We start from the raw sequence: 13,255 nt of genomic DNA, 5'->3' as shown, positions 1-13,255 counted from the left end.
CGCTCAGGAGTGCCTATGAAGATTGACTCAAAACCCATTGGACAAGACGCTGCTCCGCTTAACGAAATCGGCCTGCTGGCCTGGTCGTTGTTGGCCGACGAGCATCTGAATATGGTGGGCGGCGGGATTCCAGGCCAGCCGACCCCCGACACGCCGCAGCCCGATCAGCCCCAGGAACCCGGTGTGCCAACCGTGCCGGATGAGCCGCCACCTGCGCCTGTGGCCTGACATTCTAGCTTTCCAGCGCCCAGACCCCGCCGTCGCCTGCCACAAACAGGCGTCGGCGCGGTTGTGCCTGGACCCCATACCCGCCCGTGAATTCGCCGAAGGCTGGCAGCAGGCTGACCTGCTCGTCGAGCACAAAGCACGGCAGGCGCAAGCGCTGGCGCCCCCGGCCCTGCAAGGTAAACACCGGATGCACATGCCCGGCCAGCACGTGATGAGTCGGGTGCGGATCGGGCTCGTGCTGCAAGGCAAACGGGCCGAGCAGCAGCGGGGCGTCCACCACCTTGATACGCAGATAGCCGGGTGGGTCGCCGGCCCGGTTATCGTGGTTGCCGCGAATCAGACAGATATTCAGCGCTCCATGCCGCTGGCGCCACTCAGCCAAGGCCGCCAGGGTGGCCGGCGCGTGTGATTGTGGCGCGTGCAGCAAATCACCGAGAAAAATCAATTGTTCAGTCGGATAGTCGGCCAGCAGGCGGTCGATCCGCCGCAGGTTGGCGTCAGTCGTGCCATGCGGCACCGGCTGGCCCAGACGCCGGTAGGCAGCAGCCTTGCCGAAATGCGCGTCGGCGATCAGCAGGGTCTGCTGGCTTGGGTAATACAGCGCCTTGTCGGCCAGCAGCCACAGAGTTTCGCCGGCCAGCTGTACTGGCAAGTGGGCGCTCATGCGTCAGGCTCCGGGCCGGCGGCTTTTTCCAGGTCACGCACCATGCGCGCAATGCGATCGGCGAGTTTCTCGCTGCTCAGGCTCTCGCGCAGGCGTTCGACCAGCAGCGGAAAGGCCAGCGGCGAGGCGCGCTTGAGGGCATGCAGGTCCATGGGCAGGCGCGCCATTTTCTGCAACGTGTCCTGCAGGCGCTGATAATCCAGCTCCAGGCTCAGCACTTCGTCATGGGCCTGGAGCAGCAGACGATTATCGGCGTCGTACTGCTTGAACACCTCGAAAAACAGGCCGCTGGAGGCCTGCAATTGGCGGGTGCTTTTCGGTGCGCCGGGGTAGCCGGAAAACACCAGCCCGCCAATCCGGGCGATTTCCCGGAAGCGTCGCTGCGCCAGTTCACTGGCATTGAGGCTGGCGAGGATGTGCTGGTCCAGGTCGGCATCGCTGAACAAATCGCCCTGATGCAGCAATGCGTTCCAGTCCAGCTCGCTGGCGCTGAGCAGTTCCAGGCCGTAATCATTGACCGCCATCGAGAAACTCAGCGGCCTTTGCTGGCTTAATCGCCAAGCCAGCAAACTGGCCAGCCCCAGATGCACATGGCGGCCGGCGAACGGGTAGATGAACAGGTGCCAGCCTTCGCGGGACTTCAGGGTTTCAACCAATAGCCGGTCACTCTGCGGCAATGCCGACCACTGGCGCTGGACTTCCAGCAGCGGCCTGACCGCCTGCATCGACGGGCTGTCGTATACGCCATGCGCTGCTGCATCAAACTGCGCGACCACTGCGGCGGCCAGTTCACTGGACAGCGGCATGCGCCCGCCATTCCAGCGCGGTACGGCGGCCTTCTTGCCGGTCGCACGCTTGACGTAGGCGGTCATGTCCTCGACCCGTACCAGCTCCAGCAAGCGGCCACCGAACAGAAAATTATCGCCAGGGCGCAGACGGGCGATAAAGCCTTCCTCCACTGTGCCCAGCGAGCCGCTGCCTTTCTTCCAGTACTTCACGTTGATGCTGGCATCGCTGACGATGGTACCAATACTCATCCGGTGCCGACGTGCCAGGCGCGCATCCGGCACCCGCCATACGCCGTGCTCGTCCGGTTCGACCCGGCGGTAATCCGGGTAAGCGGTGAGCGAATGGCCGCCGCTGCGCACAAAGGCCAGCGCCCACTGCCAGTGGGTTTGGTCCAGATTCCGGTAAGCCCAGGCGCCGCGCACTTCCTGATACAGCTCGTCAGGCAGGAAGCCGCCGCCCAGCGCCATGCTGACCAGATGCTGCACCAGCACATCCAGCGGCTGGTGCGGGCTGTGCCGGGGTTCGATCATGCGTGCGGCCACAGCGACCTGAGCAGCCGCGGCTTCGACCAGTTCCAGGCTATGGGTCGGTACTAACGTCACTCGCGAGCGGCGGCCCGGCGCGTGGCCGGAGCGTCCGGCACGCTGCATCAGGCGGGCAATGCCCTTGGCCGAGCCGATTTGCAGCACCCGCTCGACCGGCAGAAAATCCACCCCCAGGTCGAGGCTGGAGGTACAGACCACGGCCTTGAGCTGACCGTCCTTGAGGGCGCGCTCGACCCAGTCACGCACCTCCCGGGCCAGCGAGCCGTGGTGCAGGGCGATCAAACCGGCCCAGTCCGGGCGCGCCTGCAACAGTGCCTGATACCACAGCTCCGATTGCGCGCGGGTATTGGTGAACAGCAGGCAACTGCTGCTGGCATCCACCTCGGCCACCACTTGCTTGAGCATCGACAAACCCATGTGCCCGGACCACGGAAAACGCTCGATAGTGGGCGGCAACAGGGTGTCGACCTGCAGATCCTTGATGACCTTGCCCTGCACGCTGACACCGGCATCGCCAAGCAGCACCTGCCGCGCATGCTCCTGATTGCCCAGGGTTGCGGAAATGCCCCACACCACCAGGTGCGGATTCCAGCGCCGCAGGCGGGCCAGGGCCAGTTGCAGTTGGACGCCGCGTTTATTGCCGATCAGCTCGTGCCATTCATCGACCACCACCATCTGTAGATGGCCCATGGCGACCTCGGCGTCGGCGCGGGCCAGCAGCAGGGTCAGGCTTTCCGGGGTGGTGACCAGTGCCGAGGGCAGGCGTCGGCTTTGCCTGGCTCGTTCACCGCTCGTGGTGTCGCCGGTGCGCAGGCCCACCGACCAGCCAATCTGCATCGCGGCCAGCGGCGCGCTGAGCGCGCGCTGGGTATCGGCGGCCAGCGCGCGCATCGGGGTGATCCACACCACGGTGAGTGGTGCGCTTTTGTCCTTGCCCTTGGGCGGTGTTTTGGTCTTGCCGACAAAACGATTGAGCGCCGCCAGCCACACCGCGTAGGTCTTGCCGGAGCCGGTGCTGGCATGCAGCAGCCCGGACTCGCCGCGTTTCACGGCGGCCCAGACCTGCTTCTGAAAAGGGAAGGGCGTCCAGCCCAGCCGCTGAAACCAGGACCGGGCGATATCGGCAGATCTGCTCATGAACTACGGCGCACTCCTGAAAGACTCAGGATAGGGACCGCAGCCGTGATGTGTTGGTGCCGTGGGATCAATGCTGATCAGTTAAGGCCAACACGGTCCGGTGGGAGTTGGCCTCGCCGACGAAGGGTGCGGTACATCCACAGCAAATGTGCCGGTCTTACTGGCCCTGTCGCGGGCAGAGCCCCCTCTCATCAAACAAATTACAAATCGCTGATTTACAAGGCCCTCCCGTAGGAGCAGCTTTAGCTGCGAAGCCTTTCGCAGCTAAAGCTGCTCCTACGGGGTTGCGTGTTGGCTACGCGACAGCGCGGCGCCGAGGCGGCGGGCGATCTCCCACAGGGCCTGAGTACGGCAATTACTTGAGGTTGCCGCTCAAAAATTGCTGCAAGCGCTCGCTCTGCGGGTTGTTCAGCACCTCATCCGGATGCCCGGACTCGATGATCTGGCCCTGATGCAGAAATACCACCTGGGTCGCGACCTTGCGCGCAAAGCCCATCTCGTGGGTCACCAGAATCATGGTCCGGCCTTCTTCGGCCAGGCCCTGGATGACTTTGAGCACTTCACCGACCAGTTCCGGGTCCAGCGCTGAAGTCGGCTCATCAAACAGCATGATGTCCGGCTCCATCGCCAAGGCACGGGCAATCGCTACCCGCTGTTGCTGGCCGCCTGACAAAAACGCCGGGTACTGCTCGGCAACCCGCTCGGGCAGGCCGACTTTCTCCAGGTACTTGCGCGCCCGCGCTTCGGCTTCGGCCTTCGGGACGCCCAACACCCGGCGCGGCGCCATGCTGACGTTTTCCAGCACGGTCATGTGCGCCCACAGGTTGAAGTGCTGGAACACCATGGCCAGGCGGGTGCGCAGGCGTTGCAGCTCATCGGGGTCGGCAACGCGCATGCCGTCCTTGTCCTGAACCATGCGCACCGGCTTGCCGTCCAGGCTCATGGCGCCGTCGTTGGGCTGTTCAAGAAAGTTGATGCAGCGCAAAAAGGTGCTCTTGCCCGAGCCGCTGGCGCCGATCAGGCAGATCACGTCGCCACTCTTGGCCTTGAGCGACACGCCCTTGAGCACTTCGTTATCGCCGTAGCGCTTGTGCAGGCCGTCGATGGTCAGTTTGTACATATCGGTTCTCATGGCGAAAGAAGGTAGCCGCTGCGCCAGGCCTTGGTGCCGGCGATGTGGGCAATGACCATGCCGGCGGTGGCCATGCGCCGCAGCGAGCGGGCATAGAGCAGGCCGGCTTGCGGTGCGCGGACCTGGGTCACGGCATCGCTGATGGGGTCGATGATATCGGCGATCAGTTGCCCGGCTTCGACGTGCTCGCCAGGCAGGGCGCAGAACACCAGCAGGCCACCGACCGGGGTGGCGACCGGCTCAACCGCGGCCAGCGGCGTGGCCGGGTAGAGCAGCGCCGGCGCGGGTTGCTGGTCGCCGTCGATGGCGCCAAAGCCGATCAGGTACTGGATGATCGCCTGGCAGTCGCGGCTGGCCAGGGCATGGCTGACATCGCCCTGACCGCGCAGCTCCAGGGTGACCGAGAAGCTGCCCAACGGCACCCGCTCACCGAAGCGCTGGCGCAGTTGCCACCAGACCAGGCTGAAGCATTCATCGAACGACTGACCGCCCGAATCGGTGGCCAGCATGCTGGCCTGGGCGCCGATGTAACGTGCCAGCGGCTCGACCTGCGGCCAGGCCTCGGGGGTGGTGTACAGGTGTTCCACCGACTCGAAGTCACAGTGCAGGTCCAGCACCATATCGGCGTCGCAAGCCAGGCGCTGCAAGGTCAGCCGTTGCGATTGCAACTGGGTGCCGGCGCTGTGAGCCGCGAGCGCCTGACGCAGTGCGGCGCGGATCACTTGCAGGTTGTGCTGTGGATCGGCGTTCAACTGCGCCTGCACCGCGTCGCCGACCTGGTCAGCCAGGTCGACAAAATGCCGGTTGAAGTTCTGCCCGCTTTCCAGCTCGTAGCGGCCCAGCGGGGTGTCCATCAGCACCTGCTCCAGGCCCTGCGGGTTGGCCACCGGCACCACGACGATTTCGCCCTTGAGCTTGCCGGCGCGCTCCAGTTCTTCAAGACGCTGCTTGAGGTACCAGGCCACCAGCATGCCGGGCAGTTCGTCGGCGTGCAGCGAGGCCTGAATGTAGATCTTGCAGGTGCCGTGCTCCGGACCGTAGTGGAAGCTGTGAATCTGCCGCGCGGTGCCCGGCACTGGCGCCACCAGCGCGTGAGTGAGTTGACGCATGGGGTGCAGTCCTAGTGAGCGGGGCCGAGAAAGGCCAGCCAGCGGCGTTCGGCCAGGCGGAACAGCCCGACCAGAATAAAGGTGATGGTCAGGTACAGCAGCGCCGCGATGCCGAACGACTGAAAGGTCATGAAGGTCGCCGAGTTGGCGTCCCGCGCCACCTTGAGAATGTCCGGCACGGTGGCGGTGAAGGCCACCGTGGTGGAGTGCAGCATCAGGATCACCTCGTTGCTGTAGTACGGCAGCGAGCGGCGCAGCACCGAGGGCATGATCACATGGGCGTAGAGCTTCCAGCCCGACAAGCCGTAGGCCTTGGCGGCTTCGATTTCACCGTGGGCCATGCTGCGGATCGCCCCGGCGAAAATCTCGGTGGTGTAGGCGCAAGTGTTGAGGGTGAAGGCCAGCAAGGTGCAATTCATCGCATCGCGAAAAAACGCATCGAGCAGCGGCTGCTCACGCACGGCGGCGATGCTGTAGATGCCGGTGTAGCAAATCAGCAACTGGATATACAGCGGCGTGCCACGGAACACGTAGGTGTAGAACTGCACCGGCCAGCGCAGCCAGCGGTTTTCCGAAACCCGTGCAATCGACAGCGGGATCGACAGGCAAAAGCCCATGGCGATCGAGGCACTCAGCAGCCACATCGTCATCGCCAGGCCGGTCAGGTGCACGCCGTCGCTGTACAGAAACGGGCGCCAGTATTCCTGGATAAGCTCAATCATCGTCTGGCCTCCCGGCTGCCGGTGGCGTAATGCCGTTCAGCCCAGCGCAGGGCCAGGTTCGAAGCGCTGGTGATCATCAGGTAGATAAACGCTGCCACCACCAGAAAGTAGAACAATTGATAGCTGCTCTTGCCGGCGTCCTGGGACGCCTTGACCAGATCGGCCAGGCCGATGATCGACACCAGTGCGGTGGCCTTGAGCAGCACTTGCCAGTTATTGCCGATGCCGGGCAGGGCAAAACGCATCATCTGCGGAAACACCACGTAGCGAAACCGCTGGCTGCGCCCCAGGCCGTAGGCAATCGCCGCTTCGACCTGACCGCGCGGCACCGACAAAATCGCGCCGCGAAAGGTCTCGGTGAAGTACGCACCATAGATAAAGCCCAGGGTGATGACCCCGGCACTGAACGGGTCAATCTCGATGTATTCCCATTCCAGCGCATCGGTGAGCATGGTCAGCCCGGTCTGCAGGCTGTAATAGATCAACAGCATCAGCACCAGGTCGGGCACGCCGCGAATCAAGGTGGTGTAAAGCTGCGCCGGGACCCGCAGCAGTGGCGAGCCAGACAGCTTGGCGCTGGCGCCCAGCAACCCGAGCAGGATGCTCAGGGCCAGCGACAGCAGCGAGAGTTTGATTGTCATCCATGTGCCTTCAAGCAACAGCGGGCCGAAGCCCCTGAGGCTGAACGCCGAGAGTCCTAAATGGTTCAGCAGAGTGTCGAGCATGGATAAAGCCTTCAGCAACGAAAACGCCCGGTAAAAAGGCGGCGGATTCTCACCTAAATCACCGGGCGTCGGGGCTTTTTTATTTGCCGCTGTACAGGTTCAGATCACCGAAGTGCTTTTTCTGAATTTCAGCGTAAGTACCGTCGTCGTGTAACGCTTTGATACCTTTGTTCAGGAGTTCCTTGAGCTCAGTGTTACCTTTGGCGATACCGATGGCGGTCTTGGACGGCAGCAGGTCGCTGTCGACCGGCGCGCTGACTTCATAGTCGGCACCCTTGGGCGACTTCAGGAAACCCAGTTCAGCCTGCAGCATGTCCTGGATCGAAGCGTCCAGGCGGCCGGAGGTCAGGTCGGCGTACACCTGGTCCTGGTTGGCGTAGGCTTTGGTGCTCACACCGGCCTTGTCCAGCACGGCCTTGGCATAGGCTTCCTGGATGGTGCCTTGCTCGTAGCCGACGGTTTTTCCCTTGAGGGTGGTGATGTCGGCGGACAGGCCTGAGCCTTTCTTGAACACAAAAGAAGTCGGGCCAGAGAACAGCTCGTTGGAGAAGTCGATGACCTTCTCGCGGGCCTTGGTGACGGTCATCGACGAGATCACGCCGTCGAATTTGCGGGCCTTCAAGCCCGGAATCATGCCGTCGAAATCGCTTTCGACCCATTTGCAGGTGACCTTCAGCTCTTTGCAGATCGCGTTGCCCAGGTCGATATCGAAGCCTTGCAGGCTGCCATCGGCGGCCTTGGACTCGAACGGCGCATAAGACGGATCGACGCCAAAGCGCAGTTCCTTGTACTCCTTGGCCATCGCACTACCAGCGGCTACACACAAGGCCAATGCAGAAAGGGTCAACCAGGCTTTTTTCATTATTCAATCCTAACCAGAGTGGGGCGCAGCAGTTAAAAACTGCTACCGGCGGATGCCAGACTGCCATGAGGTAGCAATTTCTGAACCAGTAGGACGAACGTGCGTTTGAAATGTACGCGCTTGTCGCATTTCTACATTTATCAACGGTATGGGGTGAGCCCTGTAGGAGCGGCTTTAGCCGCGATGTCTTCCTGGCCTTCGCGGCCTTCGCTGCTAAAGCAGCTCCTACGGGTGTCGTGGTAGCACAGAGCATTTATAAATGTGCACTAAAATGAATCTATGGTTTTTTGATTGCACCAAACCGGCTCATCACCCCAGTAAATCCTGCAACGTCGCCAGGCTGTCGGCTTCGTCCACCGGTTTGTCCTGGCGCCAGCGCAGCATCCTCGGAAAGCGCACGGCGATGCCGCTCTTGTGGCGCTTGGACAACGCAATGCCCTCAAAACCCAGCTCGAACACCAGAGTCGGTGTCACGCTGCGCACCGGGCCGAATTTTTCGACGGTGGTCTTGCGGATGATTGCATCGACCTTGCGCATTTCTTCATCGGTCAGCCCGGAATAGGCCTTGGCGAACGGCACCAGGGTGCGTTCACTGCTGTCGGGCGGGCTGTCCCACACGGCAAAGGTGTAGTCGCTGTACAGGCTGGCGCGTCGGCCGTGGCCGCGCTGGGCGTAGATCAGCACCGCATCGACGCTGAACGGGTCGAGCTTCCACTTCCACCACACGCCCATGTCCTTGGTGCGCCCGACCCCATACAAGGACTCGCGGGCCTTGAGCATCATCCCTTCGACGCCCAGGCGGCGGGCGTCTTCGCGCAGCTCGGCCAGCGCCTTCCAGTTCTGCCCGCTCAGCACCGGCGAGGGCAGCAGCACCGGGCTCTGGCTGGCCTCGATCAACTGGTCCAGTTGTGCGCGGCGCTGGTGTTGCGGGTGGCTGCGCCAGTCTTCGCCTTGCCACTCCAGCAAGTCGTAGCCGAGCAGCACCACCGGCGCATCGCCAAGCAGCTTCTTGCCCAAGGTCTTGCGGCCAATGCGTTGTTGCAGCAGGGCAAACGGCTGTACCCAAGGCGCGTTGTCGGGCTCACCGCTGAGCGCAAAGTCCTTTGTTTCATCGGCAGGCGTCTCGGCGGCTTTCCAGACCACTATTTCGCCATCGATCACTGTGCCGTCGGGCAGTATCTGGGCCAGGCTGTGCAGCTCCGGAAAGCGTTCGGTCATCAGTTCTTCACCCCGCGACCAGACCCACAACTGCCCATCGCGTTTGACCAGTTGCGCCCGAATACCATCCCATTTCCACTCCACCAGCCAGTCTTGCGCGGGGCCGAGCAGGGTCTCGAACTGCTCGACCGGCTGCTGTAACGCATGGGCCAGAAAAAACGGGTAGGGCTGGCCGCCGCGCTGTGCGTGTTCGTCGTCAGACTCCGGGGCGATGAGTTTCAGATAAGCCTGCGCACCAGGACGGTGCGAAAGGTCGGTATAGCCGACCAGTCTTTGGGCAATGCGCTTGCTGTCCAGCCCGGTCAGTGCGGCGAGGGCGCGGGTCACCAACAGCTTCGACACGCCGACCCGAAAGCTGCCGGTGATCAGCTTGATGCACACCATCAGGCTGTTGCGGTCCAGCTGCGCCCACAGCGCCGGCAACCGCTCGGCCAATTCCTCGGGTGGCAGGCCACGCAGCGGCAGCAGGTGTTGCTCCAGCCACACTGCCAGGCCCTCATCGTTGCTGTGTTCGGCATGGGGTAGCAGCAGCGACAGGGTTTCGGCCAGGTCGCCCACCGCCTGATAGCTTTCTTCGAACAGCCAGGGCGGCAGGTCGCTCAGCGCCGTGGCCTGCTCACGCAGCACCCGGCTGGGTACCAGTTGCCGTGGTCGGCCACCGGCCAGGAAGTACACCGCCCAGGCTGCATCCTCGGCCGGCGCCTGGGCAAAATAGTCATGCAACGCCGCCAGCTTGGCGTTGCTGGAGGTGGTGGCGTCGAGCCGGGCATACAGTTCGGCAAAGGCTTTCATGCCGCAGGCTCCTCGCTGGCGGGCGTACGGTCGTCATCCTCCTCGCCGTATTCAGTGCTGAACCCCTGGGCATCCAGGCCCAGCTCGCGCAGATAACGCACCAGAATCGCCACCGAACCGTGGGTGACCATCACCCGCTCGGCGCCGGTCTGCTCGATGGCCCACAACAGCCCCGGCCAGTCGGCGTGGTCCGACAGCACAAAGCCCCGGTCCACCCCGCGCCGCCGCCGGGTGCCGCGCAGCATCATCCAGCCGCTGGCAAAAGCGTCGCTGTAGTCACCAAAGCGTTTCATCCAGGTGCTGCCACCGGCCGATGGCGGCGCAATGATCAGCGCCTGGCGCAGCGCCGGGTCAGTCTTCTTGAAGTCACCGGCGTATTGGGTTGGCGGAATGCGAATACCGCCCTCGCGATAGACCCGGTTCAATGGCTCGACCGAGCCGTGGGCCAGGATCGGCCCGATCTCGGGGTCAATGCCATGCAAAATGCGCTGCGCCTTGCCAAAGGCATAGGCGAACAACACGCTGGCTTTGCCCTGCGCGGCGTTCTGGCGCCACCAGTCATTGATGCCGGCGAAAATCTGCGCCTGTGGCGTCCAGCGGTAGATCGGCAGGCCAAAGGTCGACTCGGTAATAAAGGTATGACAGCGCACCGGCTCGAAGGTGGCGCAGGTCCCATCAGGCTCAACCTTGTAATCGCCCGACGCCACCCAGACTTCGCCCCGGTATTCCAGACGCACCTGCGCCGAGCCCAGCACATGCCCGGCCGGGTGCAGGCTCACCGTCACACCATGATGATTAATGCACTCGCCGTATTCGAGGGTCTGCAGGTTGATGTCCTGACCCAGCCGCCAGCGCAGGATGCCCTCACCGCTGGCCGTGGCCAGGTAGTGACGGCTGCCGGTGCGCGCGTGGTCGCCATGGCCATGGGTGATCACCGCCCGCTCTACCGGGCGCCACGGGTCGATATAGAAGTCGCCAGGCGGGCAGTACAGACCTTCAGGGCGGGCAACGACAAGATCCATAACACAACCATCACGAGGGGCTTGCCTGTTATGAACCGGCCGGCGGCGTACAAGTTCGATGGATCTGGCGGACAAAAATCCGTAAATCACGCTAAAGAAATTCGGCGTTGGCGCGGGAAACCGTTACGCTATGCGCCTGTATTTTTGTATTTCTTCGAGGTAGCACCCGTGTTTTCCGAATTAGCCCTGCACGAACGCCTGCTCAAAGCCGTGGAAGAGCTCAAGTTTGCCGAGCCTACACCTGTGCAGGCCGCGGCCATTCCCCTGGCATTGCAAGGGCACGACCTGCGGGTTACGGCGCAGACCGGCAGCGGCAAGACCGCTGCATTCGTACTACCGATCCTCAATCGCCTGATCGGCCCGGCCCAGGTGCGCGTCGATATCCGCGCGCTGATCCTGCTGCCGACCCGCGAGCTGGCCCAGCAAACCCTCAAAGAGGTCGAGCGTTTCTCGCAGTTCACCTTTATCAAGGCCGGGATGATCACCGGCGGCGAGGACTTCAAGGTCCAGGCCGCGATGCTGCGCAAGGTTCCGGACATCCTGATCGGCACCCCGGGTCGCCTGCTCGAACACCTCAATGCCGGCAACCTGGACCTTAAAAAGGTCGAAGTGCTGGTGCTCGATGAAGCCGACCGCATGCTCGACATGGGCTTTTCGGAAGACGTCGAGCGGCTGACCGGCGAATGCCCGAACCGTCAGCAGACCCTGCTGTTCTCGGCGACCACCGGCGGCAATGCGCTGCGCGAAATGACCCAGAAAGTCCTGCGCGAGCCCAAGCACCTGCTGCTCAACCAGGTCAGCGAGCTGGCCGAAGGCACCCGCCAGCAGATCATCACCGCCGACCACGACCAGCACAAAGAGGCGATCATCAACTGGCTGGTGGCCAACGAGACCTACCAGAAGGCAATCATCTTCACCAACACCAAAGCCTGGGCCGACCGCCTGTACGGGCGCTTGGTCGCACAAGACATCAAAGCCTTTGTGCTGCACGGCGACAAAGACCAGAAAGACCGCAAGGCGGCCATCGACCGCTTCAAGCAAGGCGGCTCGAAAGTGCTGGTGGCCACCGACGTCGCGGCCCGCGGTCTGGACATCGACGGTCTGGACCTGGTAATCAACTTCGACATGCCACGCAGCGGCGACGACTACGTGCACCGGGTGGGCCGTACCGGCCGTGCCGGCAGCGAAGGCCTGGCCATTTCGCTGATCGACCACTCCGACTGGAACCTGATGTCGAGCGTTGAGCGTTATCTGAAGCAAACCTTCGAGCGCCGGGTGATCAAGGAACTCAAAGGCACCTACAGCGGGCCGAAGAAAGTCAAGGCTTCCGGTAAAGCGGTCGGCAAAAAGAAAAAGACCGACGCCAAGGGCGACAAGAAAAAAACCGCCAGCAAAACCCCGACCAAGCGTCGCACGGCCAACAAGCCGAAGTCTGAGCTGGTCAGCCAGGACGGCCTGGCGCCGCTGAAAAAGCGCAGCACCCCAGCCCCGGCCGCCGAGTAACCGGCGACCATCCGGCGATTGCTCTGAACGCCGCTGACCCCCCTCTGTCACAACCGATGAAGCTGCCCGCCACCGTCAAGGTGCGGGCCACTCATCCATGCTGGACGGAGGTTTTACACCATGGCTTACGATTGGGACCTTATCGAACGTCTGCTGCACGAAGTTCAGAATGGCGCAGGGCAGCCCTTTGCGCCGCGTCAATACGCTGAAGATCACGCCCAGGCCCAGGCCGCGCAAGGCGATCCCGCCGGCAACCTGGACCACCTGAAGCAACAGGCGGCAGACCTTGAAGCGCTGCTGCTGCAACGCGGCTTCATCCAGCCGCGCCCTGAACAGGAAGGCGGCACCGGCACCAATTTCATCCTCACCCCCCGCGGCGCCAGCCTGCTGGCGATGATCGACAGCAGCATTCCGGGCAATGACCACCCGCGCCTGGTGCTCGATGAACAGGCCGACGCACTGGACCCAGCGACCTTCGACCATGTGGCGGCCAAACCGCAGGTGGCTTGACGGCTCGGTGTCTGCAAACCCGTAGGAGCGGCTTTAGCCGCGAAGGGCTTCGCGGCTAAAGCCAATACTGTCCACTTAAGTACACAAATCTCGGTGGGAGTTGGCTTGCCGACGAAGACGGCGGCACATTCGCAGCAGATGTAGTGTTTTTACTGGCCTCTTCGCGAGCAAGCTCGCTTGTGTCTTTGATCAAGGTAAAGTCTGGGGTGAGAGGGGTGGATGGCAAGCTGACAAATCGCGGTGCCTAGAGCACGTGTGGGAGCCAAGCTGCCATCCACTCTTCCCGCTTTGGCTCAA

At 62.9% G+C, this 13,255-nt stretch carries 12 protein-coding genes; 3 read left to right on the top strand and 9 right to left on the bottom strand.

Annotated features, from left to right (window positions below; all coding sequences use genetic code 11):
- The first annotated feature begins 15 nt into the window (after positions 1-15).
- Positions 16-228: a hypothetical protein gene (locus NJC38_RS20370; protein WP_045482365.1), complete on the top strand. Its 213-nt coding sequence runs from the start codon at positions 16-18 to the stop codon at positions 226-228.
- Positions 229-232: 4 nt separating this feature from the next.
- Here the strand turns inward: NJC38_RS20370 and pdeM are convergent, their stop codons facing one another.
- The 9 genes from pdeM to NJC38_RS20325 form a co-directional block, all read right to left on the bottom strand.
- Entirely contained in the window at positions 233-892 is a 660-nt protein-coding gene (pdeM, locus tag NJC38_RS20365) for a ligase-associated DNA damage response endonuclease PdeM (protein WP_253116871.1), read from the bottom strand.
- Positions 889-3,363 (bottom strand): ligase-associated DNA damage response DEXH box helicase, encoded by a 2,475-nt coding sequence (locus NJC38_RS20360; protein WP_253116868.1) that lies wholly within the window; start codon positions 3,361-3,363, stop codon positions 889-891. The genes pdeM and NJC38_RS20360 overlap by 4 nt, the downstream gene beginning before the upstream one ends.
- A gap of 355 nt (positions 3,364-3,718) precedes the next feature.
- Positions 3,719-4,483 carry an ATP-binding cassette domain-containing protein gene (locus tag NJC38_RS20355; protein WP_045482359.1) on the bottom strand — a complete coding sequence of 255 codons (765 nt, stop codon included), beginning with the start codon at positions 4,481-4,483 and terminating at the stop codon, positions 3,719-3,721.
- 8 nt (positions 4,484-4,491) lie between these two features.
- Positions 4,492-5,604, bottom strand: coding sequence for a succinylglutamate desuccinylase/aspartoacylase family protein (locus NJC38_RS20350; RefSeq protein ID WP_253116866.1), 1,113 nt, complete (start codon positions 5,602-5,604; stop codon positions 4,492-4,494).
- Positions 5,605-5,615: 11 nt separating this feature from the next.
- On the bottom strand, positions 5,616-6,326 hold the full coding sequence (locus NJC38_RS20345) for an ABC transporter permease (protein ID WP_045482354.1): 711 nt from the start codon (positions 6,324-6,326) through the stop codon (positions 5,616-5,618).
- Positions 6,323-7,051, bottom strand: a complete 729-nt coding sequence (locus tag NJC38_RS20340) for an ABC transporter permease (protein ID WP_045482352.1) — start codon at positions 7,049-7,051, stop codon at positions 6,323-6,325. Before NJC38_RS20340 ends, NJC38_RS20345 begins: the two co-directional genes overlap by 4 nt.
- Positions 7,052-7,130: 79 nt before the next feature.
- Positions 7,131-7,913, bottom strand: coding sequence for a transporter substrate-binding domain-containing protein (locus NJC38_RS20335; protein WP_045482349.1), 783 nt, complete (start codon positions 7,911-7,913; stop codon positions 7,131-7,133).
- Positions 7,914-8,222: 309 nt separating this feature from the next.
- Complete coding sequence (locus tag NJC38_RS20330; RefSeq protein ID WP_253116864.1) at positions 8,223-9,923, bottom strand: ATP-dependent DNA ligase; 1,701 nt, start codon at positions 9,921-9,923, stop codon at positions 8,223-8,225.
- On the bottom strand, positions 9,920-10,945 hold the full coding sequence (locus NJC38_RS20325; RefSeq protein ID WP_253116862.1) for a ligase-associated DNA damage response exonuclease: 1,026 nt from the start codon (positions 10,943-10,945) through the stop codon (positions 9,920-9,922). Before NJC38_RS20325 ends, NJC38_RS20330 begins: the two co-directional genes overlap by 4 nt.
- A gap of 168 nt (positions 10,946-11,113) precedes the next feature.
- On the opposite strand from NJC38_RS20325, the gene NJC38_RS20320 reads away from it, so the two are divergent.
- Together NJC38_RS20320 and NJC38_RS20315 are read left to right on the top strand one after the other, a co-directional pair.
- Positions 11,114-12,448: a DEAD/DEAH box helicase gene (locus NJC38_RS20320; protein ID WP_045493702.1), complete on the top strand. Its 1,335-nt coding sequence runs from the start codon at positions 11,114-11,116 to the stop codon at positions 12,446-12,448.
- Between the two features lie 120 nt (positions 12,449-12,568).
- Positions 12,569-12,958, top strand: coding sequence for a hypothetical protein (locus NJC38_RS20315; RefSeq protein WP_045482340.1), 390 nt, complete (start codon positions 12,569-12,571; stop codon positions 12,956-12,958).
- The last annotated feature ends 297 nt before the right edge of the window (positions 12,959-13,255 follow it).

This window comes from Pseudomonas sp. 21LCFQ010, from assembly GCF_024129905.1.
In the GTDB taxonomy this organism is placed as follows: domain Bacteria; phylum Pseudomonadota; class Gammaproteobacteria; order Pseudomonadales; family Pseudomonadaceae; genus Aquipseudomonas.
Note: the sequence above shows the minus strand (reverse complement) of the source record. Positions and strands in the feature narration are given on the sequence as shown.